Annotated in this window: 21 protein-coding genes and 1 pseudogene; 14 read left to right on the forward strand and 8 right to left on the reverse strand. The window is 71.2% G+C overall.

The annotated features are described in order from the left end of the window. Nucleotides 1–31: 31 nt before the first annotated feature. Nucleotides 32–700, forward strand: a complete 669-nt coding sequence (gene leuE / locus EAO72_RS30650) for a leucine efflux protein LeuE (protein ID WP_148020339.1) — start codon at nt 32–34, stop codon at nt 698–700. A gap of 3 nt (nt 701–703) precedes the next feature. Here leuE and EAO72_RS30655 read toward each other — a convergent pair. Further along, nucleotides 704–1318, reverse strand: a pseudogene (locus EAO72_RS30655) (FAD-dependent monooxygenase); the annotation flags it as partial. Between EAO72_RS30655 and EAO72_RS43425 the strand changes: the two are divergent. Further along, nucleotides 1265–1477 (forward strand): TetR/AcrR family transcriptional regulator C-terminal domain-containing protein, encoded by a 213-nt coding sequence (locus EAO72_RS43425; protein WP_261991674.1) that lies wholly within the window; start codon nt 1265–1267, stop codon nt 1475–1477. The pseudogene EAO72_RS30655 and the gene EAO72_RS43425 overlap by 54 nt on opposite strands. Nucleotides 1478–1531: 54 nt before the next feature. On the opposite strand, the gene EAO72_RS30665 is transcribed toward EAO72_RS43425, so the two are convergent. The 4 genes from EAO72_RS30665 to EAO72_RS30680 all read right to left on the reverse strand — a co-directional run bounded on the left by EAO72_RS30665 (nt 1532) and on the right by EAO72_RS30680 (nt 7534). Next, a complete protein-coding gene (locus EAO72_RS30665; RefSeq protein WP_148020340.1) occupies nt 1532–2458 on the reverse strand; it encodes a class I SAM-dependent methyltransferase in 927 nt (308 codons plus the stop codon). A gap of 70 nt (nt 2459–2528) precedes the next feature. Further along, complete coding sequence (locus EAO72_RS30670) at nt 2529–5036, reverse strand: YfhO family protein (protein ID WP_148020341.1); 2508 nt, start codon at nt 5034–5036, stop codon at nt 2529–2531. 135 nt (nt 5037–5171) lie between these two features. Beyond that, entirely contained in the window at nt 5172–6557 is a 1386-nt protein-coding gene (locus EAO72_RS30675; RefSeq protein ID WP_148020342.1) for a polysialyltransferase family glycosyltransferase, read from the reverse strand. Beyond that, nucleotides 6557–7534: a glycosyltransferase family 2 protein gene (locus EAO72_RS30680; RefSeq protein WP_148020343.1), complete on the reverse strand. Its 978-nt coding sequence runs from the start codon at nt 7532–7534 to the stop codon at nt 6557–6559. The genes EAO72_RS30675 and EAO72_RS30680 overlap by 1 nt, the downstream gene beginning before the upstream one ends. A gap of 209 nt (nt 7535–7743) precedes the next feature. On the opposite strand from EAO72_RS30680, the gene EAO72_RS30685 reads away from it, so the two are divergent. Genes EAO72_RS30685 through EAO72_RS30700 form a run of 4 tightly spaced genes read left to right on the forward strand, consistent with a single transcriptional unit; the run spans nt 7744 to nt 12360 of the window. Further along, nucleotides 7744–9087 (forward strand): DUF6716 putative glycosyltransferase, encoded by a 1344-nt coding sequence (locus tag EAO72_RS30685; protein ID WP_148020344.1) that lies wholly within the window; start codon nt 7744–7746, stop codon nt 9085–9087. A gap of 32 nt (nt 9088–9119) precedes the next feature. Then, the gene (locus EAO72_RS30690) at nt 9120–10343 is read left to right on the forward strand and encodes an acylneuraminate cytidylyltransferase (protein WP_148020345.1); all 1224 of its coding nucleotides are present in this window, start codon (nt 9120–9122) and stop codon (nt 10341–10343) included. Between the two features lie 11 nt (nt 10344–10354). Then, nucleotides 10355–11290: an N-acetylneuraminate synthase family protein gene (locus tag EAO72_RS30695; RefSeq protein WP_148020346.1), complete on the forward strand. Its 936-nt coding sequence runs from the start codon at nt 10355–10357 to the stop codon at nt 11288–11290. Between the two features lie 11 nt (nt 11291–11301). After that, on the forward strand, nt 11302–12360 hold the full coding sequence (locus tag EAO72_RS30700; protein ID WP_148020347.1) for a hypothetical protein: 1059 nt from the start codon (nt 11302–11304) through the stop codon (nt 12358–12360). Between the two features lie 24 nt (nt 12361–12384). Here EAO72_RS30700 and EAO72_RS30705 read toward each other — a convergent pair whose 3' ends face one another. Both EAO72_RS30705 and EAO72_RS30710 read right to left on the reverse strand, forming a co-directional pair. Continuing rightward, nucleotides 12385–12759, reverse strand: a complete 375-nt coding sequence (locus tag EAO72_RS30705; RefSeq protein WP_148020348.1) for a type II toxin-antitoxin system VapC family toxin — start codon at nt 12757–12759, stop codon at nt 12385–12387. Further along, nucleotides 12759–13001, reverse strand: coding sequence for a type II toxin-antitoxin system Phd/YefM family antitoxin (locus EAO72_RS30710; RefSeq protein ID WP_148020349.1), 243 nt, complete (start codon nt 12999–13001; stop codon nt 12759–12761). Before EAO72_RS30710 ends, EAO72_RS30705 begins: the two co-directional genes overlap by 1 nt. Nucleotides 13002–13236: 235 nt before the next feature. Between EAO72_RS30710 and EAO72_RS30715 the strand changes: the two genes are divergently transcribed. From EAO72_RS30715 to EAO72_RS30750, 8 genes are all read left to right on the forward strand, one after another. Next, entirely contained in the window at nt 13237–13923 is a 687-nt protein-coding gene (locus EAO72_RS30715; RefSeq protein ID WP_148020350.1) for a hypothetical protein, read from the forward strand. Nucleotides 13924–13975: 52 nt separating this feature from the next. Then, complete coding sequence (locus EAO72_RS30720) at nt 13976–15214, forward strand: amidohydrolase (RefSeq protein ID WP_148020351.1); 1239 nt, start codon at nt 13976–13978, stop codon at nt 15212–15214. 138 nt (nt 15215–15352) lie between these two features. After that, nucleotides 15353–16405, forward strand: coding sequence for a BMP family lipoprotein (locus tag EAO72_RS30725; RefSeq protein WP_148020352.1), 1053 nt, complete (start codon nt 15353–15355; stop codon nt 16403–16405). A gap of 320 nt (nt 16406–16725) precedes the next feature. Then, nucleotides 16726–18309: an ABC transporter ATP-binding protein gene (locus tag EAO72_RS30730; protein ID WP_148020353.1), complete on the forward strand. Its 1584-nt coding sequence runs from the start codon at nt 16726–16728 to the stop codon at nt 18307–18309. Beyond that, nucleotides 18309–19427, forward strand: a complete 1119-nt coding sequence (locus EAO72_RS30735) for an ABC transporter permease (RefSeq protein WP_148020354.1) — start codon at nt 18309–18311, stop codon at nt 19425–19427. Before EAO72_RS30730 ends, EAO72_RS30735 begins: the two co-directional genes overlap by 1 nt. Further along, a complete protein-coding gene (locus tag EAO72_RS30740) occupies nt 19424–20686 on the forward strand; it encodes an ABC transporter permease (protein ID WP_148020355.1) in 1263 nt (420 codons plus the stop codon). The genes EAO72_RS30735 and EAO72_RS30740 overlap by 4 nt, the downstream gene beginning before the upstream one ends. 11 nt (nt 20687–20697) lie before the next feature. After that, nucleotides 20698–21087 (forward strand): cytidine deaminase, encoded by a 390-nt coding sequence (locus EAO72_RS30745; protein WP_148022134.1) that lies wholly within the window; start codon nt 20698–20700, stop codon nt 21085–21087. 121 nt (nt 21088–21208) lie between these two features. Continuing rightward, complete coding sequence (locus EAO72_RS30750) at nt 21209–22486, forward strand: thymidine phosphorylase (RefSeq protein ID WP_148020356.1); 1278 nt, start codon at nt 21209–21211, stop codon at nt 22484–22486. Nucleotides 22487–22713: 227 nt separating this feature from the next. Here the strand turns inward: EAO72_RS30750 and EAO72_RS30755 are convergent, their stop codons facing one another. Continuing rightward, nucleotides 22714–26010 carry a S8 family peptidase gene (locus EAO72_RS30755; RefSeq protein WP_410090516.1) on the reverse strand — a complete coding sequence of 1099 codons (3297 nt, stop codon included), beginning with the start codon at nt 26008–26010 and terminating at the stop codon, nt 22714–22716. Between the last annotated feature and the right edge of the window lie 102 nt (nt 26011–26112).

Consider the following 26112-nt stretch of genomic DNA (forward strand, 5'->3'; position numbering starts at 1 on the left):
AGTGTCGTACGGCCGTGCGAGACTCCGTCCCATGCTGGGTGTCACCGACCTTCCGACCTATCTCGTCGGCCTCGTGCTCATCGTTCTGCTGCCGGGGCCGAATTCGCTGTACGTCCTGTCCGTCGCCGCCCGGCGCGGGGTACGGACCGGTTACGTGGCCGCGGCCGGGGTGTGGACCGGGGACACGGTACTGATGACGCTGTCCGCGCTCGGGGCGTCGTCCCTGTTGCAGACGACGCCCGTGCTCTTCACCCTCGTGAAATTCGCCGGTGCGGGCTATCTGACCTGGCTCGCGATCGGGATGCTGCGGGCCGCGGTGTCGATGTGGCGCGAGCGGCATCGCCGGGTGGCCGAGCTCACGGGCGAGGGCGGGGAGGAGGCCGGGGCGCCGGCCACGATGGAGCGGCCGTACCGGCGGGCGCTGGTGGTCAGCCTCTTCAACCCGAAGGCGATCCTGTTCCTGATCTCCTTCTTCGTGCAGTTCGTCGACCCGGGCTACGCCTATCCGGCGCTCTCCTTCCTGGTGCTGGGCACCCTGCTCCAGATCGCCAGCTTCCTGTACCTGTCGATGCTGATATTCGGCGGCACCCGGCTGTCCGCCGCGTTCCGCCGCCGCAAGCGGCTGTCGGCGGGGGCCACCTCGGCGGCGGGCGTGCTGTTCCTCGGCTTCGCGGCGAAGCTCTCGCTCAGCAGCGTCTGACCTTCAGCCGGCCTCGAGGGCGAGGCCCAGCCGTGCGGCGTAGGCGGCGAGCCCGGCCGTGTCCTCGCCCGCCCAGCCGACGTAGCCGTCCGGCCGCACCAGGAACAGCCCCTTGCCGTACGCCTCGTAGGCGTCCATGCGGTGCACCCTGACCTGTGAGCCGGCGAACTCCGGCAGTTCCGCGTCGGTGCCGACCGCCAGCAGCGTGAAGTGCGGGCCCCGGAAGACGTCGAACAGCCGGCGCTCGCCCGTCGGCCCGTCGGGGGCACGGTCGCCCGCCTCCAGCACGCCCGCGCGGCCCACCGACAGCGGCCCCTCCCGGTAGCCGAGGCCCAGCTGCTGCGCGGCCGCGCCCCGTTCCTGCTCACCGCGGTGGATCCGGGTGGACAGGCCGAGCATCTCCGCGGCGACCGGGCGACGCTCCTCCTCGTAGCTGTCGAGCAGGGCTGCGGGCGCCCCGTGGCCCAGCACCTGGCCGAGCTTCCAGCCCAGGTTGTACGCGTCCTGCACGCTGGTGTTGAGCCCCTGGCCGCCCGGGCGGGCACCACCGCGTACTCCTACACGATGGGCTTCGTCAGCGAGGAACAGGGCGCCCGCCCGATGCCGGACCAGCAGCGCGAAGGCTTCGACATCGGTGAACGCGCGGAACGCGTGGCCCGCTACCCGCTGGCCGCCGCGGCCGGTGCGGAGATCTTCGCCCACTACGACGAACGGTTCGAGGACGGCCTGCGGCTCATCATCGCGGGCATCGAGTCGCGGTACGGGGGACGGGCGTGACGGGGCGGGTGTGAACGCGGAGGCGTGAGAGGGCAGTCGCGAAGGGGCGGAACCTCACTCCGCCCGCAGGTACGCCGACGTCGAGACCCGCCCCAGCATCCGCAGCCGCGATGAGCCGTCCGCCAGGTGCTTGTCCAGGGCCTCCTGGACGCCCGGCCACGACGCGTCGCCGTAGTCGTCCAGCACCACGACGCCGCCCGGGGCGACGATCTCCTCGACCCACTCCAGGTCGGCGGCCACCCCCTCCATGGAGTGGTCGCCGTCCACGACGATCACCCCGTACTCCCGGTCGGCGACCTCGGTGCGCACCTCCGGATCGGACGAGAAGCCCTGCCGGATGCGGGGGTGATGCGTCGAACCCGCCCCGGTCAGCGCCAGGTTGGCCCGTACGACGTCCTCGCGCACGGGCGTCCCCGTCGGGTCGGCGGGCTGGGACGTGCCCGGCTGGAGCTGCGACCCGGCCAGCGGGTCGACGATGGTCAGGTCCGGCTGGATGCCCGCCCGGTGCACCATCCGGGTCAGCGCGGCGGCGAACAGCCCGTACAGCGTGCCGATTTCGAGAATGGCGCCGTTCGGCGGAGCGAGCAGCGGCACCGTCGCCAGCTTGCCGCACACATTGGACGTGGAACCGGCCAGCCGCCCCACACCGAGAGACTCCAGCGCCACCACGGTCCGGTAGGCGGTGACGACGCTGCGCCGGGCCGCTCCCTCGTCCCCGTTCAACGCGCCGATCTGGCAGACCAGTTGGTCGATCTCCCGGGCGGGCGGGATCCGGTGCGCGCCCCTCCCCGTACCGTCGAGCAGCAGTCCCAGCGCGTACTGGCCCCGCCGCATCTCCTCGGCCTCCTGCCGTAGTGCGGCGAGCTCGCTGCGCAGCGGTTCGGCGGCACGTTCCGTCCGCAGCCGGATGCGGCGGTCGACCAGGGTGAGGGCGGGGCGCAGGGCGCGTTTCGTCAGACGGTTCTTCAGGAGGGAGGGCATGGGTGGGAACGTACGCGCGCGGAGTGGCTCCTTCCCACCACGCGCAGATGAAGTCTCGGTGTCGTCGCGGCTACCGGGGCAACCGAACGGCCCGCCCGCGCATCCGCGCCCGGGGGACCAGGACCGTCGCCAGCAGCGCCACCAGGGCTCCCGCCCCGGCGAGGCTCCCGGCCCGCAGCCCCGGCGGCCGGAACGTGCAGTCCACCGTCGTCCGGTCGCCGTTCACCGGCACGGCGACCAGGCCGAGGTATGAGCCGGCCGGACGCCCGTCGCAGCTCCAGCCCGCGATCCGCGGCGCGGCCAGGACGGCCAACCCGCGAGCCTTCCGCGGGAGTTCGGCCCGCACCCCGCTGCCGGTGACATCGACGCGCGTCGCGCCGGTCCGCTTCAGCCCGGCCACGGCGGCGTCCAGGCGCCCCCGGTCCAGGCAGCCGAGCGCCTCGTGCGGAACGGTTCCGGCCCTGGCCACCCGCAGCGGGACCGCGAGCCGGCCGCCGCCCGTTCCCAGCATCCGCATCCCGGCCCGGCGTCCCGGCAACTCACCCCGGAAGTCGGTCTGTTCGCCCGAAATCCCGAGCCGGGCCCGGCCGAACAGGTCCGGGGCCCACAGATACACCTCGCTGTTGGCGGGACAGCTCGCGGTCAGGCTGTACGCACCCGGCCGTACCCGGTAGTCGTACGCACCCTCATCCGTGGCGGGCCTGCCGTCCGCGGCGCGCAGCGTGGTCGCGGGCACCGTGTACACGGACGCGCCCAGCAGCTTCTCCTGGTTGCGGAACGGTGAACGGCCCAGCCGCGCACCGGCGTCGGCGGCCGGGCGCAGTGTCACCAGCGGGGGAGCGTCCTGCCGGGTGACGGTGACCGGGCGGCCGTCCGGGCGGTTCCAGCCCTGGTGCGGATCGCGTGGCATGCGGACCCGGGCGCCGACCGAGAACACCGCGTCGGTCACCGGGTTGTCCAGGCTGTGCAGGGCGCGGCCGTTCGACGTCCAGCCGGCGCCCAGCGCGAGGAACGTGCGGGTCAGCACATCCGGTGTGTGACTGCTGTAGTAGGCACCGCCCTGCCCGCCGACCAGCAGCGGGTCGTTGGCGGTGGACTGCTCCAGTCCCGGGTCGGTGCGGTAACGCGGCCAGCCGTCGGCGCCGGCCACCGCGGCGGCCTGGAGGCTCTGGCGCTCACCCCAGGGGGCGTAGTCGTCGAGCCGGTTCAGCCGCTGCCGGTCGGCGTACGCGGTCGTCGCGGCGGCCTGACCGGCCTGCGCCCCGATGAGCAGCAGGGCCGCGAACACGGCGAACCTGCCGCTGCGCGCCAGGGCGAGCGCCCCGGTCACGGCCAGCAGGCCCGCCGCGAACAGCGGATACGTCCAGCCGGTGATCAGGGCGCTGGACGCGGCGCCGGCCGCGATCAGCACCAGGACCGCCGCGCCGCCCAGCAGGGTCCGCCGGTCCGGCCAGGCGGTGGCGACCGCGAACCAGGCGGCGATCACGACGAGCCCGGACAGGACGAACGTCTGCCGGAACGGGCTCCCGTTCGGTGTCGCGAAGGCATGCCACAGCAGATGCGTGGGCTCCCACTGCAACGACAGCGCGACCGCGGCCACCAGCCCCGCCCACACGAAGCGTTCGGTACGCGGCACGGCACGGTGGAAGGCCAGCGCACAGGCCAGCAGCAGGGCGCCGGTCCCGAGGAACAGCGCAGGGCTGAAGAAGCTGTACGTGGCCGGCAGCAGCCTCGCGGCGACATCGGGCCAGGCGGCCGGGGCGAACGCGCGGTTCCAGCCCGGGTAGGCGTGCCGGGTGCCGAGGAACACCGGCACCAGGACCGGTGCGGCCAGTCCGATGCCGATGAGCACCGTGCGCACCGCCCGCACCAGGCCCCGGACCCGTTCCCGCGACGTCCCGTCCTCCAGCAGCAGCCGCACCACCAGCACCAGGGCGGCCCCGAGCGTGGCCATGTAAGCGGTGTAGAAGTTCGACACCCAGGCCAGCGTCACCAGCAGCGTGCCGAGCACCGGACGCCGCCCGGTCCGCGCCCACTCACCGGCCAGGCACAGCAGCGGGAACGCGATCAGCCCGTCCAGCCACATCGGGTTGTAGGCGGCCTCCACGACCGACCAGCCGCACAGGGCGTACGAGGCGCCGAGCACGGCCGCCGCCCACTCCCGGCCGCGGCCCCGGCGCAACGCGGTGAGCAGCCAGGTCATGGCCGCCGCCGCCACGCCCGTCTTCACCAGCGTGACCGCGTACACCGCCAGGTCGATCCGGTCCCGAGGGAAGACCCCGACAAGCAGGGCGAACGGGCTGCTCAGATACGTACCGAAGTCCGGCAGGAAGCTGCTTCCGAAGCCGGACTGCCAGTTCAGCAGCAGCCCGCCGTCCGCCCGCCCGTGCAGCAGGTCCCAGAGCCGGGTGTGGAACGGGACGAACTGATTGCCCAGGTCGTTCACGCTGCGGGTGTGCGGGCCGAACGGGTAGCTGCGGGCCACCGCGTCCCCGGCACAGACGGTCGCGACGGTGAGCAGGGCGGCCAGGGCGGCGCCCCGGCCGCGCGGCGATCGGATAATCGACGGAGTCCTCATGATGAGTCGAATATGTCATCGAACATCGTGAAATCCCGGGCGGAGAAAGGCGGTTCACCTGATGGACGGCCAGGCTTCACGCAGTCGTCCCCGACCGGACCAGCGCCGCCCCGGACGAGCGCCGCCCCGGACGGGTCAGCCCGCCGCCGCCCGCTTCAGGGTGCGGGCCTTGCGGGCGAGGCGGCGGACCGTCGCGTTGCGCGGGATGAACGCCAGCTGTGCGGGGACGGCCCCCGGCAGCCCGAGCGCGGTCAGCCGGCGCCGTTTGAAGTACCGCCAGAGGGTGTCGCGGTGCCGGTCCAGGTAGCGCTCGGCCTCGGGGCGCAGCGCGGCCTGGATCTGCGGCTGCATCGCGTATCCGACCGCGGCGAGCAGGCCGGTCGGCTCGCCCCGGACCTGCTCGGCGGAGGGCAGCGACCAGCCGGTGACCGCGGACGGGTCCTCCAGATCGGGCAGCAGCGCGTCGACGATCGTCAGAGGGACCCGGTTGCTGTTCTGGTACGGGGTGAGCTGTTCCAGCAGGGGACCGGTGCCGACGCGGGCGACCGGGAGCCCGTAGAACGAGGCGGCGGTCAGCAGCGCGGTGGAGAAGCAGCCGACGACCAGGGCGGGACGCATCGTGTCGAACAGCGTCTCCGCGAGGACCGGGCTGTCGAGCACGGTGAGGTCCGCGCCGAGCCGCTCCGCCTCCTGCTCCAGCGCGCGGGCCCAGTGGGCCGGGGCGCTGGGGTGCGGCTTGAAGACGATCCGGGTGTGGCCGAGCGCGACGGCACCGCGGAGCATCCGGGCGTGCTGCTCCTCCTCCTGCTGGGGCGTGAGGATGCCCAGAGTGGCGAGGTACTGACCGAGCAGCAGCGCCGGGCCGGGGCCCCCGTCGTCGTCGGGCAGGTCGGCAGGGCCCGGCAGTTCGCCCAGCACCTTCAGGAAGACGTCCGTCGGCACGATCTCCGGCTCCACGCCGAACTCGGTGAGCAGCAGCGGCCGCAGGCCCGGCACCAGGTCGAGGTGGAGCAGCCGGCGGATGCGGGTGCCGACCAGCTGGTCGAGTCTGCTGCGGGTCGGGCCGTAGCTCATCAGCCCGTCGGCGTAGATGTGCACCGGACTGTCGCCGAAGATCACGGTGAGGGCCTGGGCCGGATTGGCCTGGATGGACTCGCAGGCGATCTCGACCGGACCGTCGCCGATGTCCCAGGCCGCCCGCACGGCCCGTTCCCACAGCGAGGCGTCCTGGTCCCTGGGCGACCAGCCCGCCGGATGGAACGGCCGGATGAAGTCGTTCCAGGACCGCACGGCGTCGAACTCGACCGCCAGCGCCTCGAATCCGGGCCGCTGATGAAGCGGCGTACCGAGCTCGGGGGAGGGTGAGGTGTCGCTCACGACGAGGATGCGCCGGTGCTCGGAGCGCGGGCCGAACTGGCCCGCGCGCAGGGCGGCGACCAGGGTGGCGGCGGCGTACTGCGTGCACGCCGAGAAGATCTGGGTGGTGGACCGGCCGACCGGCGCGGTGTACGTGCCGGGCATCAGGCCGCGACCTCCCGGGAGACGGAGCGGCGGCGGACCCGTCGCAGCTGGCCCGCCCGGCGGTCGCCCAGCGAATTCAGTGTTTCGGCGAGAACTTCCTGAGGCATGCGCCGCAGGGAAGCCGCGCTCATGGAGCGCAATTTCCTTGCCACTGCCGGTTCGAACCTTTCGATGGATTCCAGATGATGCGCCATGACCGCGCAATAGGTACGCACGGCCTTCGGCAGGAGCCGGTCCGCCTCCGGATCCCGGGACGTTTCCTCGAGAACCTGATCGAAGGCCCGGATGAAGTCGAGTTGGCGTACATCACCGATCTGGGTGAGCGAGGAAGCGACTCCGCGCCGGTAGAAGACGCCCGGCAGCCCGACCACCGCGAACGACTCCGCCTCACGGTGCAGCCGCCAGATCCAGGGCCGGTCCTCGGCGGTGCGCAGCCCGTCCCGGAACCGGAGCAGCCCCGAGTCCGCGAGCCGCCGGTGATAGGCGCCGGCCCAGGCATACGCGTAGTCCACCGGCGTCGACCGGTCGGAGGGCAGGATCACGTCGCGCGGACGCAGGACGGTGTCGCGCAGACCGTGCGGGACCCGGTGCACGGTGCGCACCCGGTCCGTGAACTGCACATGGTCCGTACGGACGAAGTCGCACCCCAGCCCCGAGATGGCGGCCAGCAGCCGCTCGTAGTGGCCGGGGACGACCCAGTCGTCGCCGTCGAGGAACGTGAGGTACTCGCCGCGCGCCGCGTCGATACCCGTGTTGCGTGCGGTGGCCAGGCCCCCGTTCTTCTCGTGCTCGACCAGGACGGCACCCGGGATCTCGCGCTCGGCGCGCCGGAGGATCTCCAGAGTCCCATCGGTCGAACAGTCGTCGACGAAAATGAATTCGAAATCGTCACGGGCATTGGCCCGGAGACTTCGCAAGGTATCGGGGGCATAGGCCCGTACGTTGTAGAACGGCACGATGACGGAGAGCTTAACCACGCGTCACACGCTAGGCGGAGGTCCGGCATTTACCCTGGCCCTGATGGGGACAGTAGGTGAACGACGAATGTCGAAGTGATGAACCAGGTCCATTCATCGCCATGCGTGGGGCATTTGTGAGGGTGATTCGCCAAGCGTCGGCAGGCTGTTAACCCGCTGTTGCCGCCACGTTGGGCTGCGAATCGAAATGCCTTCCTAAGTTTTGGGACGTGCCCCCACGTACCGAAAAGACGAGCGCCCTCCGGGTCGCCGTCCTCGCCGACTCCGACACCCGATGGAAGTGGGGCGCGCTCACCGCGCGCCGGCTGACCACGGGTGACGAAGGCGCGCCCACGCCCCCCGCGCAGATCAGCGGACTGCTGCTCCGCGGCCGGGCGACGCCGACACCCCGCCAGCTCGCCGAGGTCGGCGACGTCGGCATCGACACCGACCGGGTGCGCGAGGTGACGGCCGTCGAGTTCCTGCACACCGTGCGCGACGAGGGATACGACCTCGTCGTCCTCGCCCTCGTCGGCGGCGCGGTCCAGGCGATGCTGCACGGCCTCGCCGCGCTCAGGGCCCGGCCCGTCGTCGTCACCGGCTACGTCGGCGTCGTCTACGAGAAGCTCGCCGACGGGCTGCTCCTGCGGCACGGCGCCGATGTCGTCCTCGCCAACTCCCGCCACGACGCGGAGCGTTTCCGCGCGGTGTACGAAGGAGTGGGCGCCGATGCCTCGGCCGTCACGGAGGCCGCCCTGCCGTTCCTCGGCGGCGCCCCGTACGCCCCCGAACAGGGCCGCGACACCGTCGTGTTCGCCGCGCAGCCCTCCGTACCGGACTCCCGAGCCGACCGTACGTACCTGCTGCGCCGGCTCGTCGAGCACGCCAGGCTGCACCCGCGGCGCGAGGTCCTCCTCAAGCTGCGCTCCAGGCCCGGCGAGCACACCACGCACATCGAGGAACTCCCGTACCAGCGCCTCGCCGAGAGGCTGCCCGGCGGACTCCCGCCCAACTTCCGTCTGGTGTACGGGCACATGGGCGAGGTCCTGGACCGCACCGACCTGCTGGTCACGGTCTCCTCGACCGCCGCCCTGGAGTCCCTGCACCGGCGCATCCCCACCGCCGTCCTCACCGACCTCGGGGTCCGCGAGACGCTCGGCAACCACCACTTCATCGGCTCCGGCCTGCTCACCTCCTGGGACCACCTCGACGGCGGCGCCCACCCGGAGCCCGACGAGGAGTGGCTGGCCGGCCAGGGCGTCGCCGCCGACGGCACCTACGCCACGGCCTACGACACCGCCCGGGCCAGGGTCACCGCCCTGCTCGCGCAGGACCGGCTGCCGGACCTCGCGCCCTACTACACCCCCGCCACCGCACCCGGCTACCTCCCCGGCATCCTCGCCCGCCACCACCTCGCCCCCGACGGCCACCCGCTCCCGGGCGCCGCCGAACCCCGGGAGACCGGCCGGGTCAGGGGAGCGGTGCGCGAGGCGGTCCGCGACGCGGCCCGGGGCGCGTACCGCCACGGCGTCCAGCGGGTCGCCCCCGTCATCCGGCGGATGGGCGAGCTGTGAACACCACCACCAAGTCACTCACTGGAGCAGCGATGACGCAGCCCACCGTGCTCGCCGTGATCCCCGCCCGCGGCGGATCCAAGGGCGTACCCGCCAAGAACCTCGCCCAGGTCGGCGGCGTCCCGCTCGTCGTCCGCGCGGTCCGCGCCTGCCTCGCGTCGAGCGAGGTGACGGCGGTCGTCGTGACGACCGACGCACCCGCCGTCGCCGAAGCCGCCCGGGCCGCCGGTGACTCCCTCGGCGCATCGGCCCGGCTGCACTGCGTCCAGCGCCCCGAAGCCATCGCCGGCGACACCGCGACCAGCGAGGCCGCCGTCCTGCACGCCCTGGACACGTACGAGGCGGAGCACGGCAAGGCCGTGGACGTGGTGCTGCTCGTCCAGTGCACCAGCCCCTTCGTCGCCCGCGAGGACATCGACGGCGTCGCCGCCGCGGTCGCCCGGGAAGGCGCCGACACGGCCGTCACCGTCGCCCCGTTCCACGGCTTCCTCTGGCGCGACGGCAGCGCGGTCGAGGACCACAACTACGGCGTCAACCACGACAAGAAGGTCCGCCCCCGCCGCCAGGACCGCCCCGAGGACCTCCTCGAGACGGGCGCCGCCTACGCGATGGACGCGGCCGGATTCCGTACCCACCGCCACCGCTTCTTCGGCCACACCGCGCTGGTGCGCACCGACCCCGCCCGCGTCCTGGAGATCGACGACCCGCACGACCTGGCCCGCGCCCGCGCGCTCGCCCCGCTCCTGGACCCGGCCCCGCTGCCCACCCGCGACGACGTCGACGCGGTCGTCCTCGACTTCGACGGCACCCAGACCGACGACCGGGTCCTCATCGACGCCGACGGCCGCGAGACCGTCGCCGTCCACCGTGGCGACGGACTCGGCATCGCCGCCCTGCGCAAGGCCGGACTGCCGCTGCTGATCCTCTCCACGGAACAGAACCCGGTCGTCGCCGCCCGCGCCCACAAGCTCCGCGTCCCCGTCCTGCACGGCATCGACCGCAAGGACCTCGCGCTCAAGCAGTGGTGCGACGAGCAGGCCATCGCCCCCGAACGCGTCCTGTACGTCGGCAACGACGTCAACGACCTCCCCTGCTTCGCACTCGCCGGCTGGCCCGTGGCCGTCGCGAGCGCGCACGACTCGGTACGCGCCGCGGCGCGCGCCGTGACGACCACCCCCGGCGGCTTCGGCGCCATCCGCGAGATCGCGGCCTGGCTCCTCGGCCCCACCCTCACCACCTCAGTCCCCACCAAGTAAGGAACACCCTCATGAGCACCTCCCGACTGCGCACCCTCGGCAACCGCACCGCGGGCCCCGGCCACCCCGTCTACGTCACCGGCGAGATCGGCATCAACCACAACGGCGACCTCGACAACGCCCTCAAGCTCATCGACGTGGCCGCCGAAGCCGGCTGCGACGCCGTCAAGTTCCAGAAGCGCACCCCGGAGATCTGCACCCCGCGCGACCAGTGGGACATCGAGCGCGACACCCCCTGGGGCCGCATGACGTACATCGACTACCGCCACCGCGTCGAGTTCGGCGAGACCGAGTACCGGGCCATCTCCGAGCACTGCGCCGAGCGCGGCATCGACTGGTTCGCCTCCCCGTGGGACACCGAGGCCGTCGCCTTCCTGGAGAAGTTCGACGTCCCCGCCCACAAGGTCGCCTCCGCCTCCCTCACCGACGACGAGCTGCTGCGCTCCCTGCGCGCCACCGGCCGCACGGTGATCCTCTCCACCGGCATGTCGACCCCGCGCCAGATCCGCCACGCGGTCGAGGTACTCGGCTCGGACAACATCCTGCTCTGCCACGCCACGTCGACGTACCCGGCGAAGGCCGAGGAGCTGAACCTCCGCGTCATCAACACCCTCCAGCAGGAGTACCCCAACGTCCCGATCGGCTACAGCGGCCACGAGACCGGGCTCCAGACCACCCTCGCCGCCGTCGCGCTCGGCGCCGCGTTCGTCGAGCGCCACATCACCCTCGACCGCGCCATGTGGGGCTCCGACCAGGCCGCGTCCGTCGAGCCGCAGGGCCTGACCCGCCTGGTCCGCGACATCCGCACCATCGAGGCGTCCCTCGGTGACGGCGTCAAGAAGGTGTACGAGTCGGAGCTCGGCCCGATGAAGAAGCTCCGCCGGGTCCCGGGCGTCGTGGCGGAGAGCGGCGAGACGGCCCAGGCCGCCGAGCCGGTCGCGGTCTGACGGGCAGACCGGTGAACCTCGCCTTCGTCGAGAGCCCGGTCCAGCTCCTGAACGTCCTGGAGTGGGCCTACACAGAGGGAGGCGGCGGACGGGTCGTCGCGGACGTCACCGTCGTCGTCCTCCCTCCGGTCGACCCGATGTCGCGCGGTCAGCTGCGCCGGATGGCGGAGCTGGCCCGCGACGAGGGCATCACCGTGCGCTGGCAGGAGGCGCGCGGCGACTCGGGGACGCCCCTGAAGTCGCTGCGCGCCCTGACCCGCCTCGTACGCAACGCCGACCACATCGTCATCGGGGACCCGTTCTCCCGCTACGTCCAGCTCCTGCTCTCCCTGGTCCGGCCCCGCCGGCTCACCGTGGTCGACGACGGCACCGCCACCATGGAGTTCGTCGCCCTGCTGACCCGCGGCGAGCGCCTGGTGCGCTGGCACCGCCGCGGCGGCTCCGGCCCGCGCGACCTGGCCCTGGCCCCGGTCTCCGCGACCGCCCGCCGCCGGTTCACCCCGTCCGCCGTGCGCGAGGTCGAGCTCTTCACCGCGATGCCGGTGATCCCGCCGCCCGGCATCACCCTCATCCCCAACACCTTCTCCTGGACCCGCTCCCGCTTCGGGCCGCCGCTGCTCACCAAGGGCGCGGACCTGGTCGGCACCTCCCTGGTCGAGACCGGCGTGGTGGACCGCGAACCGTACCTGGAGGCGGTCGCGGCCCTGGCCCGTACGCACGGCGCCACCCGCTACTTCGCCCACCGCCGCGAGTCCACCGAGAAGCTCCACGCCCTGGAGGCGGTCACCGGCCTGGAGATCGTCCGCCCCGACCTCCCCCTGGAACTCATCGCCCGCCGCGGCCCCATCGGCCGCACGGTCCTGAGCTTCCCCTCCACGGTGGTCCACACCCTCCCGCTGGCCCTGGCCGGCACCGAGGTGAAGGTCGCGGTCTGCGACATCGCGCCGGAATGGCTCCGCGAAACGGCGTCCCCGAGGGCGCAGGGCTTCCTGGCCGGGGTCACGGAGACGGCCCGGGACGTCCAGCGGCTGGCGCCCTGGCGGGCTACGGCGGTGACTTCGGAGGCGTGAACCGGCCGGGGAGGCCCGTCACGGTCAGACGGGCATGACCTGCACGTCGTAGGAGGGAATCCACTTGTCCCGGGTCAGGACGGTCATCCCCTCGGTCTGGGCCTGAGCGATCAGTATCCGGTCGAAGGGATCCCGGTGGTGCCCGGGAAGCCGACCCGCGCGTACGCCGTGTCCGGCGGTGATGGGCAGCGAGAGGAACTGGCTGTCCCGTACCCGTTCCGCCAGGTCAGCCGGCCCTTCCAGCTTTCCGAGGGACTGCTTGATCGCGATCTCCCAAGGTGTCACCGCGCTGACGAAGACCGACGGTTCCGTGTCCAGCAGGTGTTTGACCTCGTCGTTGAGCTCGGTGGAGTCGTCGAGCCACCACAGGACGACGTGGGTGTCGAGCAGTAGCTTCATCAGCGCATCCCGAAGGCGTCGGCGATGTCGTCCGGCAGTTCGTCGAAGTCATCGTTGATGCGGATCTGCCCCTGCAGCGAGCCGCGCCCGGTCCGCTTCACGCGGGCGCGCAGCGGCACTACCTTGGCCACCGGCTCTCCTGCCTTGGAGATCACTACCTCCTCACCGGTGGCCACCTGCTCCAGGATGCGCGAGAGGTGGGTCTTGGCCTCATGCACGTTGTACTGACGAGCTGCTTCCACGGCTGCCTCACAGGGAGCGGGTACGGGAGTGGACTAACCACTGGACTAAGCGTACTCCGCGACTCGCCGCCCCGCTCGACTCCCACGTCAGCGGCTGGTGCGGACACCGCCGGAGGGGCAGCCGCACCCTGGCAGGTCTCCCCTTCCGCCCCCGGGTTTCGCGGGGGCCGCGTCAGGGATGCCCCAGGGGCATCCCCGATAGCCGCCGATGGCGTCGGGAATCGATCATCGAGGCATGCAGACACGGGAATTGACCAAGAATCAGCACAGCACCTCCGCCACGACGGCGTTCCTCGCGGGCCCGGCCCTGATGGCCGGATACGGCGTGGTGCGGCTGATCGGACGGGCGGCCGGTGACTACGGGCCCGGGGTGTGGTGGTCGTTGGCGCACGTGCTGTTCCTGGCCGGAGTGCTCGCCTTCGTTCCGGTGTTCCTGAGCCTGCGGACGCCGGCCGGGGTGCGGGGCGGCAGACGGGCCGGCGTCCGGCTGGCCGCGGGAGCCGGACTGCTGGGGGCGGCCGCGGTGGCGGTGCAGGCGGTGATCGACCTGGTGGTCGGGTTCCTCGCGGCGGACGAGGACGCCATGAGTGACCTGTTCGAGAAGGTGCAGGACGTGCCCGGTGTGATGCCCGCCGTCTACACGGTGGTGCCGATGCTGTTCTGGGTCGGGCTGCTGGCCCTCGTCACGCTGCTCGCGCTGTTCCGCCGGGGTCGGGTCCCGGGCTGGTCCCCGCTGCTGGTGCTCTCAGGGACCGTCATGATGGCCATGAGCCTGGACCTGCTGGCGGCCGGAGCCGTGTGCGTCGGGCTGGCGCTGTACCCGATGCGCCGGGGCTGGGGAGCTGACGGAACGGTGGAGCTTACCCACCGTGTCACAGCCTCACACGCCGTGACCCAGTCATTTATTCGTCTATGTGGCTGAACTTTTCTTGTTTCATGGTCAGTTGGAGAGGGAAGGGCCTTACCCTTCACCAGTGAACCACTCGACGCCCCGCGATTGTGAAGCCCGGCCGCTCACGGCAGAGGCCCTGCCCGGCACGCTGCCCGAAGCGCTGCGCGCCGAGCTCGTCGCCTTCCGCCGCGATCTGCACATGCACCCCGAGCTCGGCAACCAGGAGTTCCGCACCACCGCGGCCATCAAGGCCCGGCTGGAGCAGGCGGGCCTCCGGCCGCAGGTGCTCGCCTCCGGGACGGGCCTCCTGTGCGACGTCGGGACGCGGAGCGAGGCGACGCGGCCCATGCTGGCGCTGCGGGCCGACATCGACGGGCTGCCGATCCCGGACACCAAGGCGGGCGTCCCGTACCGCTCCACCGTGCCCGACCGGGCGCACGCCTGCGGGCACGACGTGCACACCACCACCGTCCTCGGCGCCGGACTCGTGCTCGCCGAGCTCGACCGGCAGGGGCTGCTGCCCAACCCGGTGCGGCTGATCTTCCAGCCGGCCGAGGAGGTGCTGCCCGGCGGAGCGCCCGACGCGATCGAGTCGGGCGTGCTGGAGGGCGTCGGCCGGATCATCGGGGTGCACTGCGACCCGAAGGTCGACGTGGGCCGGATCGGGCTGCGGGTCGGGGCCATCACCTCCGCCTGCGACCGCCTGGAGCTGTCCCTGGACGGCCCCGGCGGCCACACCGCCCGCCCGCACCTGACCACGGACCTGGTCACCGCCGCCGCCAAGGTCGCCACCGAGGTGCCCGCGCTGCTGGCCCGCCGGGCCGACGCCCGGGCCGGGCTCGCCGTGACCTGGGGACGGCTGGAGACCGGTCACGCGTGCAACGTGATCCCGCAACACGCCGAGATGTCCGGCACGGTTCGCTGCCTGGACCTGGCGGCCTGGCGCGACGCACCGGACCTGGTGCACGCGGCCATCGACGAGGTGGCCGGAATGTACGGCGCCAAGACGGTGATCAACTACATCCGGGGCGTCCCGCCCGTGGTCAACGACGCGGCCGCGATCGATCTGCTCGGCAGCGCGATGACCGCCCGCCGCGGTTCGTATGCAATCGAGGACACCGAACAGAGCCTGGGCGGGGAGGACTTCTCCTGGTACCTGGAACACGTCCCGGGAGCGATGGCGCGCCTCGGAGTGCGTACGCCCGGCGACACGCGCGGGCTCGACCTGCACCGGGGCAACTTCGACGCGGACGAGGAGGCGATCACCGTCGGGGTGGAGCTCTTCACCGCTTCGGCGCTGCTCCACGGCAACCATCCGTAGCCGTACAGGCCGCCCCCGGTTCACGACGATCCGATAACGGCTGCCGTACAGGTCATTATCTGACATCTACGCGCGTTACGATCGCGGCGAAACCAGCGCCGGAAGAGGCGCTTCGGTCAGGTTTGAAGGAGCCTTCCCTTGCGCCGGATCACTAGGATTGCCGCTGTGGGCGTCATGTCCGCGGCACTCGCACTCAGCGTTACCGCGTGTGGTGACTCGTCCTCCTCGTCGGGCAGCGGCTCGGACTCGAAGGACAAGAAGACCGCCCTCGCGTACGACATCGGCGGCCGCGGCGACCAGTCGTTCAACGACGCCGCGTACGCGGGTCTGGCCAAGGCGGAGAAGGACCTCGGGGTCAAGGGCACCGAGGCCGAGCCCTCCGACGGCGAGTCGGACGCGGACAAGGTCCAGCGCCTCACGTCCCTGGCCCGTGCCGGGAACAACCCGGTCATCGGTGTCGGCTTCGCCTACGCGCCCGCCATCAAGAAGGTCGCGCCGAAGTTCCCGAAGGTCACCTTCGGCATCATCGACGACGCCTCGGTGACCGGCCCCAACATCGCCAACATCGTCTTCAACGAGGAGCAGGGCTCCTACCTCGCGGGTGTCGCCGCCGCCAAGGTCACCAAGACCAAGACGGTCGGCTTCATCGGTGGTGTCGAGACCCCGCTGATCAAGAAGTTCGAGGCCGGCTTCACCCAGGGCGTCAAGGACACCAACTCCGCGGTCAAGGTGATCCCCCAGTACCTGACCCAGCCCCCGAACTTCGACGGCTTCTCCAAGCCCGACCTCGGCAAGGCCGCGGCCCAGGGCCAGCTCGACAAGGGCGCCGACGTGGTCTACTCGGCGGCCGGTCTGGCCGGTTCCGGTGCGATCGAGGCCGTCTCCAAGGCCGGCAAGTGGAACATCGGCGTCGACTCCGACCAGTACAACCAGAAGGGTCTCGCCGCCTACAAGGAGTCCATCCTGACCTCGGTCACGAAGGACGTCGAGGACTCGGTCTTCAACCTGATCAAGTCCGTCGTGGACGGCAAGCCCGAGACCGGTGAGATCCGCTACGGCCTCGACAAGGACGGCGTCGGCCTGGCCATGTCGAACCCGAAGTTCACCGCGATGACCGACGTCATCGCCGCCGTGGACAAGGCCAAGAAGGAAATCATCGACGGCAAGATCACCGTCAAGACCGCCCCGTAACGACCCCGGTCGTACGGCTGGATTCCCGTGGGCCCGGAGCACGCAGCATCGCTGCTCCGGGCCCACGGGGTACTCCCCGAAGTGGTTCCGCCCGTTGCAGTGCTCTCCCGGACAGGCCCAGGGCCTGTCCCGGAACTCCGGCGTTCCGGCCGCGCTGCGCGCATGCGTTTGACGATTCGGCAACGCTACGCGTGTAGACAGCCCTCAGGCGCGATAACTTCACCCCGCCCCCCAGGGGCTGTCCGACCATCCCGCGTGGGCGACCGCCCACTGGTCCACGTGGAACAGTCAGTCATCCCCTGCCCCTCCGCCTCCCGCTCCTGTCCGGCCAAGGAGAGTGCGTCATCAACGCGTCCAGCAGCCCCCCTGCCGTAGAACTGCACGGCATCACCAAGCGTTTCCCCGGCGTCGTCGCCAACCACGACATCGGCATCACCGTCCGCAAGGGCACGGTCCACGCCCTCGTCGGCGAGAACGGTGCCGGCAAGTCCACCCTGATGAAGATCCTCTACGGCATGCAGAAGCCGGACGAGGGCACCATCGCGGTGGACGGCGAGCAGGTCTCGTTCGGCAATCCAGGTGACGCCATCGCGCGCGGCATCGGCATGGTGCACCAGCACTTCATGCTCGCCGACAACTTCACCGTCCTGGAGAACGTCGTCCTCGGCGGCGAGAAGCTGCACGGCATCGGCTCCGCCGCACGCAGGAAGATCCAGGAGATCTCCGACGCGTACGGTCTGGGAGTCCGGCCCGACGCGCTCGTCGAGAACCTCGGGGTCGCCGACCGGCAGCGTGTGGAGATCCTCAAGGTCCTCTACCGCGGCGCCCGCATCCTCATCCTGGACGAGCCGACGGCGGTGCTCGTCCCGCAGGAGGTGGACGCGCTCTTCGCGAACCTCCGCGAGCTCAAGGCCGAGGGCCTCACCGTCATCTTCATCTCGCACAAGCTCGGCGAGGTCCTGTCGGTCGCCGACGACATCACGGTGATCCGGCGCGGTACGACGGTGGGCACCGCCGACCCGGCCCACACCACGACCAAGCAGCTCGCCGAGCTCATGGTCGGCAGCGAACTGCCGTCGCCCGAGACCCGCGAGTCCACGGTGACGGACGAGCCGATGCTGCGCGTCGAGGGGCTGTCCCTCACCATGACGGACCCGGACGGAGTCGTCCGCGACGTCCTGTCCGACGTCGGCTTCACCATCCACAAGGGCGAGATCCTCGGCATCGCGGGTGTCGAGGGCAACGGCCAGACCGAGCTGATCGACGCGCTGATCGGGATGAAGTCCGCGGACAGCGGAGTGATCACCCTGGGCGACGAGGACATCTCCCGCGTGCCCACCCGCAAGCGGCGCGAGAGCGGCATCGGCTACATCCCGGAGGACCGGCACCGGCACGGAGTCCTGCTGGACGCCCCGCTCTGGGAGAACCGCATCCTCGGCCACGTCACCGAGAAGCCCAACAGCCGCGGCTTCCTGCTGGACCCGAAGGCGGCCCGCCAGGACACCGTGCGGATCGTGCGCGAGTACGACGTCCGCACCCCCGGCATCGAGGTCACGGCCGCCTCCCTCTCCGGCGGCAACCAGCAGAAGCTGATCGTCGGCCGCGAGATGAGCCACGCGCCGAAGCTCCTGATCGCCGCCCACCCCACCCGCGGCGTGGACGTCGGCGCGCAGGCGCAGATCTGGGACCAGATCCGCGACGCCCGCCGCGAAGGACTCGCCGTCCTGCTCATCTCGGCGGACCTGGACGAGCTCATCGGGCTCTCCGACACCCTGCGCGTCATGTACCGCGGACAGCTCGTCGCGGACGCCGACCCCGCGACCATCACCCCCGAGGAACTGGGCTCGGCCATGACCGGTGCCGCCGCAGGTCACCTCGAAGCAGCACCGGAGGACGAGGCCTGATGAAGAAACTCGACAAGGACCGGCTGATCCTCGGCTTCGCCGGGCCGGCACTCGCCCTGGTCGTCGCCTTCGCGCTCAGCACCCTGGTGCTGTTCGTGTCGAACCGCGACCCCTTCGAGCTGTACCGGCTGCTGTTCGAGCAGGCGTCGTACTCCGACGTACAGGTACTGATCATCAACCAGGCCGGTACGTACTACCTCGCCGCTCTCGCGGTCGCGGTCGGCTTCCGGATGAACCTCTTCAACATCGGCGTGGACGGCCAGTACCGCCTCGCGGCGATGATGGCCGCCCTCGTCGGCGCGAGCGTCGACCTTCCCGGACCGTTCCAGATCGCCCTGATCGTCATCGTGGCGATGCTGGTGGGCGCGTTCTGGGCAGGCATCGCGGGCATCCTCAAGACGACCCGGGGAGTGAGCGAGGTCGTCTCGACGATCATGCTCAACTCCATCGCGACCTCCCTGATCGCCTGGCTGATCCTGCCGAAGAACTTCGGCGACCAGGCTGCGGGATCCAACAACCTCACGACGGGCGACATCGCCGAGTCCGGCTGGTTCCCGGGACTGTCGCTCGGCCCCGAGTCCGGAGAGATCTACGGCTTCACCTTCGTCGCCGCCGGCTGCGGCCTCGTGTACTGGTTCGTCCTCAACCGCACCCGCTTCGGCTTCGACCTGCGGGCCACCGGCGCCAGCGAGAGCGCCGCCCAGGCCTCCGGTGTGGACGCCAAGAAGATGATCCTCACCTCCATGCTGATCTCCGGCGCGGTCGCCGGTCTGGCGGGCATGCCGACGCTGCTCGGCGACACCCACACGTACAGCCTCGACTTCCCGGTCGGCATCGGCTTCACCGGCATCACCATCGCCCTGCTCGGCCGCAACCACCCCGTGGGCATCGCGCTCAGCGCCCTGCTGATCGCGTTCCTCGACAAGGCGTCCTCCCCGCTCGACCAGTTCGGGTTCGAGAAGGAGATCGCCACGATCATGCAGGGCCTGATCGTGATCTCCGTCGTCATCAGCTACGAGCTGGTCCGTCGTTACGGGACCCGCCGTCAGCAGCAGAAGGTCGGCGAAGAGCTCGCCGCCGGCCACGCCCTCACGACCGAGAAGGAGGCGGCCCTGTGAGCACCAGCAAAGTCTCCGCCGCACGCGTGGCCCCCAAGAAGGGCGGCGGCCGCAAGCTCTCCCTGCCCGTCGTCCTGCTGATCATCGCCGGCGCGCTCGCCCTGGTCTCGCTGGTCCGCCTCATCAGCGGCGCCAACGACATCACCTCCGTGGGCCAGGTCGCCGGCGCCCTCGAACTGGCCGTGCCCATCGGCCTCGCCGGTCTCGGCGGTCTGTGGGCCGAGCGGGCCGGCGTCGTCAACATCGGGCTCGAGGGCATGATGATCCTCGGCACCTGGTTCGGCGCCTGGGCCGGCTTCCAGTGGGGCCCCTGGGTGGGCGTCCTGTTCGGCATCATCGGCGGCGCGCTCGGCGGTCTGCTGCACGCGGTCATGACGGTCACCTTCGGCGTGAACCACATCGTCTCCGGTGTGGCGATCAACATCCTCGCCGTCGGCGTCACCCGCTACCTCTCCAACTTCACCTTCGCCGACGAGCCGGGCGGCTCCTCCAAGCAGTCACCCCGCCTGGAGGAGATCGACAAGATCACCATCCCAGGGCTCTCCGACTGGCTGCAGGACCTCCAGCAACACCACTGGTTCTTCGTCTCCGACCTCGCCGGCATCATCGGCGGGCTCGTGACCGGACTGTCCCTGCTGACCGTCGTCGCCCTGCTGCTGATCCCCGTCACCTGGTGGGTGCTGTGGCGCACGGCCTTCGGCCTGCGGCTCCGCTCCTGCGGCGAGAGCCCGGTGGCCGCCGAGACCCTCGGCGTCAACGTCTACAAGTACAAGTACATCGCCGTCGCCATCTCCGGCGGACTGGCCGGACTCGGCGGCGCGTTCCTCTCCATCGTCGCCACCAGCATCTACCAGGAGGGCCAGACCGGCGGCCGCGGCTACATCGGTCTCGCCGCGATGATCTTCGGTAACTGGATGCCCGGCGGGATGGCCCTGGGTGCCGGACTCTTCGGCTTCACCGACAGCCTCAAGCTGCGCGGCGGTGCGGAGAACGTGCACGCGATGCTGCTGCTCCTGGCGATCCTGCTGGTGATCGCCGCCTTCTGGCAGCTGTACCGCAAGAAGTACGTGGCCGCGGTGATCTCGGCCGCCTGCTCCGCGCTGCTGTTCACCTGGTACGCGCTGGTGGATCAGGTCCCGAGCCAGTTCGTCGACGCCGCCCCGTACGTCACCACGCTGCTGGTGCTCGCCCTGTCGTCCCAGCGGCTGCGGATGCCCAAGGCGGACGGCGTGCCCTACCGCAAGGGCGAGGGCAAGTGACCACCGGCGTCATGACTCCGGCCGGCTGGGAAGCCCTGCGTACGGCCGCCCGGGACGCGATGTCCCGGGCGTACGCCCCGTATTCGGGCTACCCGGTCGGCGTCGCCGCCCGGGTCGACGACGGCCGCACCATCGTCGGCTGCAACGTCGAGAACGCCTCGTACGGGATCGGGCTGTGCGCCGAGTGCGGACTGGTCTCCCAGCTGCACGCCACCGGCGGCGGCCGGCTGACCCACTTCACCTGCGTGGACGGCTCGGGCGAGATCCTGGTGCCGTGCGGCAGGTGCCGGCAGCTGCTGTACGAGTTCGGCGGACCGGAACTCGTCCTGGAGACCCCCGACGGCCTCCGCACGCTCGACGAGATGCTGCCGCAGGCGTTCGGCCCCGCGCACCTCGGCTAGCGAATCCGCCGGACGGGCCCGCCACGTGCGGGCCCGTCCGGCCTCTCTCTTCTCCTCTATGCGCGTAGAGTCAACGGGACTCATGCGTACGCACACGTACCGGCCGGAAGGACTCCAGACCATGGACGCCATCTCCGTCATCCGCACCAAGCGGGACCGAGGCGAGCTGACCCCCGAGCAGATCGACTGGGTCATCGACGCGTACACCCGCGGCGAGGTCGCCGACGAGCAGATGTCCGCACTGGCCATGGCGATCCTCCTGAACGGCATGAACCGCACGGAGATCGCCCGCTGGACCGCCGCCATGATCGCCTCCGGCGAGCGGATGAACTTCGACGCGCTCTCCCGCCCCACCACCGACAAGCACTCCACCGGCGGCGTCGGCGACAAGATCACCCTGCCGCTCGCCCCGCTGGTCGCCGCCTGCGGCGCCGCCGTTCCGCAGCTCAGCGGCCGCGGCCTCGGCCACACCGGCGGCACGCTCGACAAGCTGGAGTCCATCCCCGGCTGGCGCGCCCACCTCTCGAACGCCGAGATGCTGAACGTCCTCGACACCACGGGCGCCGTCATCTGTGCGGCGGGCGACGGACTCGCCCCCGCCGACAAGAAGTTGTACGCGCTCCGCGACGTCACCGGCACCGTCGAAGCGATCCCGCTCATCGCCAGCTCGATCATGTCCAAGAAGATCGCCGAAGGCACCGGCGCACTCGTCCTGGACGTCAAGGTCGGCTCCGGCGCCTTCATGAAGACCATCGAGGACGCGCGCGAACTGGCCTCCACCATGGTCGCGCTGGGCACCGACAGCGGAGTGCGCACGGTCGCCCTCCTCACCGACATGTCCACCCCCCTCGGCCTCACCGCGGGCAACGCCCTGGAGGTCCGCGAATCGGTGGACGTCCTGGCCGGCGGCGGCCCGCAGGACGTCATCGACCTCACCCTGGCCCTCGCCCGCGAGATGCTGGACGCGGCCGGACTCAAGGACGCCGACCCGGAGAAGGCCCTCGCGGACGGCTCCGCGATGGACGTCTGGCGCCGGATGATCTCCGCCCAGGGCGGCGACCCGGACGCCGCGCTCCCGGTCGCCCGCGAACAGCACGTCGTCAGGGCCCTGTCCTCCGGCATCCTGACCCGCCTCGACGCCTACGACATCGGCGTCGCCGCATGGCGCCTCGGAGCGGGCCGCGCCCGCAAGGAGGACCCGGTCCAGGCCGGCGCCGGCATCGAACTGCACGCCAAGCCGGGCGACGAGGTGACGGCCGGACAGCCGCTGCTGACGCTGCACACGGACACCCCGGAGAAGTTCGAGTACGCGCTGAAGGCGCTGCCGGACTCGTACGACATCGCCCCGGTGGGCACGCCGTTCGCCGCCACCCCGGTGGTGCGGGAACGTATCGCCTGACCTGCGGCTTTCCGTGCGGCTTCCGCGTACGGGTGAACGGGACCGGTGGACTGCCGCCGGTCCCGTTCGGCATGCTGGACTCGGTGACGCACCGATAGGGCGACGTATCGCGCGACCCTGTGCGCCCCGGCACGAACGGCCCGCCGGAACGGTGAGAACCGTCCTGACGGGCCGCTGCCGTGCGGGGCCGGTGCGGGCCGCCTTCGGCCTGTCACCGGCTGCCCGGGCTACTTGCCGAAGTAGGCGTTGTAGATCGCCACCGACGACTTGTTGCCCTTCTTGTCCGTGACACCGGCCTTGAAGGAGACCGACTTCTTCCTGGCCGGGTTCTTCACCGAGATCCTGCCCTTCTTGACCGCGGTCTTCTTCCAGGTCTTCCCGGTGTCATAACTGACGTACACCGTGAGTGACTTGAGGTTCTTCCCGGCAGCCGCTCCCAGCACCGTCACCGGCACGGACACGGACTTCCCGGCCTTCGCGGTACCGTCCAGCGCGACCGCGGGTGCGAAGCGCACCATGGAGACCGGCAGCGCGACGAGATCCTTGGTCCGGCCGGACCGGAAGGTCCAGCTCGCGTCGACCCGGGTCGAGACCGAAGCGACGTCGGCGGCGCGCCGCACCGACGTGGTCAGCCGGTAGTCGGCGGCCGCGGCGGGCACGGTGATGGGTGTCCCGCCCGCCAGCGGGTCGGCGTTCCTGGTGAAGACCTTGCCGTTGCGGTAGAGCACGGTCTTCACCGAGCTGTACACGGAACCGCCGATGTTCCGGTTGCCGTCGGCGACCAGCGGCAGCGCCCCGATCAGCGCGTCGCCCTCGCGGAAGACCCCGAATTCGGCGTTGACGTAAGGCCCGAACACCGCGGTGTTCACGGTCTTCGTGTATGCCTTGCCCGCCTTGAGGACCTGCGGGTCACCGAGGGAGTACGAGGCCTCGGTCTGCGGGAAGCCGTCCTCGTCGGGCGCACCGTTCTGGCCGAAGTCGAAGCCCCACCGCACCTTGTCGGCGGTGGAGACAAAGGCGGTGGTGGCGGACGGAAGCTTCTGGGTGGTTGCGATCGACCAGCCGCCGTACGCGCCGGGCAGCTCGCTCCACGCGGAGATGTCGCCGGTCTTGCCCGTGACGGACGAACCGGCGCGGACCGTGACCCTGGCCAGCTGCCCGCTGCCGAACGCGCGGTGGTAGCCGGTCGCCACCCGGCTCACCGGGCCGCCGACCGCGATGTCGTACCGGGTCTTCGCCCCCTTGGTCCAGGTGCCGTACCAGTGCTGGGAGAGCTGGACGCCGGTCGCCTTCGGGCCGATGTGCGCGGTGCGCAGCTGCTTGTACGAGTCGAGCAGCAGGCCGGAGGAGATGCCGGTGTCCTCGTTCTCGACCTGGAGGTCGGGGGAGGCGAGCACGGGCTTCAAGCCGGTGGCCGGAAGCGTGATGTCCACCGGCTTGGCCAGGCGCGCGTCGAAGGTCACCGTGGTGTTCCTGGTGAGGCTCAGCGAGGGCTGAGCGATCCAGTCGACGCCCTTCCTCGCGTCCTCCGGGTCGACGAACACGGTCGAGTTGAGCACGTACCCGCCCTTGGGGACGCGGAGCTTCGCCGTGCCGTTGACGACCTCGGGGGACTCCCACACGCCGTTCGCGGCGCCGCTCATGCCGTAGACGTCGCCCGTGGTGTACCGGGCCGGCTTGCCGTCGCGCCCGATGGTCTTGAGCGTGAGATCGTACGACTCGCGCTCGCGATCGACCGCGGCCGCGGTGCGGACGGTCTGCCCGGCGCCGCTGGCGACGACGTAGGCGGAGTAGCCGCCGTCGGCCGTGCCGCCGAGCTTGGTGTTCACGGTCAGCGGCACCTCGGCGGTGCCGCCCGCCGGGACGGTCACACCGGTGGCGCCGAGCGTGAAGAATCCGGCTGGGGCGGGCTTGCCCGTCGGACCGGTGCCCTGGACGGTGAGCGCGAGCGTGACATCGCTCGTGCCGAGGTTGCGGTACGACACCTTCTTGGTGACCGGCACGTCATCGGTGTGCGGCCACTGCTGGACGCCGAAGCTCATCGAGACCGGCTCGGCGACGACGGACTGGGTGATCGCCCGGTCGACGGCGATCCGGCCGGAGCCCTGCTGGAAGGGGGTGTACTTCCCCGGTTTCGTGGAGGCCGTGAGCGCACCCTTGAGCTCGGTGTACTTCCACGTGGGGTGCTGTTGCTTGAGGAGTGCCGCGGCGCCCGCCACATGCGGGGTCGCCATCGACGTGCCGGAGATCGTCAGATAGCCCGCCGGGCTCTGACCGACCTCCTTGTCGATGACGGAGCCGGGCGATGCGGCTGCCGTGATGTCCACGCCGGGAGCGGTGACATCGGGCTTGATCGCGCCGTCGCCGACCCGGGGACCCCGGCTGGAGAAGTCCGCCAGCACGTCCTTGTCGTCGACCGCGCCGACGGTCAGCGCGGAGTCCGCGCTGCCGGGGGAGCCGACGGTGCCTGCCCCGTCGCCCTCGTTGCCCGCCGCGATGGCGAAGAGCACGCCGCTGTCGGCGGAGAGTTTGTCGACCGCCGCCTCCAGCGGGTCGATCCCCGGGGTGTCGGTGCCGCCGAGGCTCAGGTTGATGACGTCGGCGCCCTGCGCGACCGCCCACTCCATGCCGGCCAGGATGCCGGAGTCGTCGCCGAAGCCGTTGTCGTCGAGCACCTTGCCCTCAAGGAGCTTGGCGTCCGGGGCCACGCCCTTGAACTTCCCGCCCGACTTCGCGCCCGTACCGGCCGCGATCGAGGAGACATGGGTGCCGTGGCCGAAGTGGTCCTTCGTGTCGGGTGACCCGGAGAAGTCCTTCGATGCGAGGATCTGGCCCTTGAGGTCCGGGTGGGTGGCGTCCGCACCGGTGTCCAGGACGGCGATCTTGACGCCCTTGCCGGTGTAGCCGGCCTTCCAGGCGGTCGGGGCGCCGATCTGCGGGACGCTCTTGTCGAGGCTCGCCCGGCGCACGCCGTCCAGCCACACCCGGTCGATGCCGGCGGCCGTGGTCCGCTGGGCGCTGCCCGACGGCTTACGGGTGAGCGCCTGCCAGACGGACCGGGCGTCTTCCTGCGGGGTTGCCACGGCCTGGGCGTTCAGCGACCTCAGCACGGGTCCGACTCGGGTGGCACCCGCGTCGCGTACCTCGGCCCTGGCGGCCGTGGCCGCGGCGCCCCGGTACGAGACGATCAGCTTCAGGGCCGACTTCTGCGCCCTGCGGTTCTCCTCCCGGCTCAGCTCCGTGACGTCGAACAGCCGGCGGTCCAGCTTTCCGGAACTGATCAGCCGGTGAGCGTCGGCCGGGACGAGCAGGGTGTGCCCGTTCGACGTCTGGCGCTGCACGGGTATGTGCTCGCGCCCCGCCGCGGGACGGAAGCCCACGACCCGGCCCTTGGCGTCCACCGTGACGCGGTCGCCGGTGATGAGCGTCAGCTGATGCCGTGCGCCGGACGAGCTGTCGGCCGGCTGCGACGGGCTGGTGTCGCGGGCCATGGCCGGGGTGGTCAACCCGGCTGCGAGCGCCACGGCCGCCGCTGTGGCGACGGTTGAAACACACGCTCTTCTCACGTGTCTGCGCAACTCTCCCCCTGGAGAATCAGGCGGCCCCCGAGGGGGCCGGCAGGCGGT

The sequence above is a fragment of the Streptomyces sp. OR43 genome (genome assembly GCF_008042275.1).
Lineage (GTDB): Bacteria > Actinomycetota > Actinomycetes > Streptomycetales > Streptomycetaceae > Streptomyces.

Coding starts and splice junctions, on each gene's coding strand:
- leuE (WP_148020339.1), top strand. CDS start 32: ATGCTGGGTGTCACCGACCTTCCGACCTATCTCGTCGGCCTCGTGCTC.
- EAO72_RS43425 (WP_261991674.1), top strand. CDS start 1,265: ATGGGCTTCGTCAGCGAGGAACAGGGCGCCCGCCCGATGCCGGACCAG.
- EAO72_RS30665 (WP_148020340.1), bottom strand. CDS start 2,458: ATGCCCTCCCTCCTGAAGAACCGTCTGACGAAACGCGCCCTGCGCCCC.
- EAO72_RS30670 (WP_148020341.1), bottom strand. CDS start 5,036: ATGAGGACTCCGTCGATTATCCGATCGCCGCGCGGCCGGGGCGCCGCC.
- EAO72_RS30675 (WP_148020342.1), bottom strand. CDS start 6,557: ATGCCCGGCACGTACACCGCGCCGGTCGGCCGGTCCACCACCCAGATC.
- EAO72_RS30690 (WP_148020345.1), top strand. CDS start 9,120: ATGACGCAGCCCACCGTGCTCGCCGTGATCCCCGCCCGCGGCGGATCC.
- EAO72_RS30695 (WP_148020346.1), top strand. CDS start 10,355: ATGAGCACCTCCCGACTGCGCACCCTCGGCAACCGCACCGCGGGCCCC.
- EAO72_RS30705 (WP_148020348.1), bottom strand. CDS start 12,759: ATGAAGCTACTGCTCGACACCCACGTCGTCCTGTGGTGGCTCGACGAC.
- EAO72_RS30715 (WP_148020350.1), top strand. CDS start 13,237: ATGCAGACACGGGAATTGACCAAGAATCAGCACAGCACCTCCGCCACG.
- EAO72_RS30735 (WP_148020354.1), top strand. CDS start 18,309: ATGAAGAAACTCGACAAGGACCGGCTGATCCTCGGCTTCGCCGGGCCG.
- EAO72_RS30745 (WP_148022134.1), top strand. CDS start 20,698: ATGACTCCGGCCGGCTGGGAAGCCCTGCGTACGGCCGCCCGGGACGCG.
- EAO72_RS30750 (WP_148020356.1), top strand. CDS start 21,209: ATGGACGCCATCTCCGTCATCCGCACCAAGCGGGACCGAGGCGAGCTG.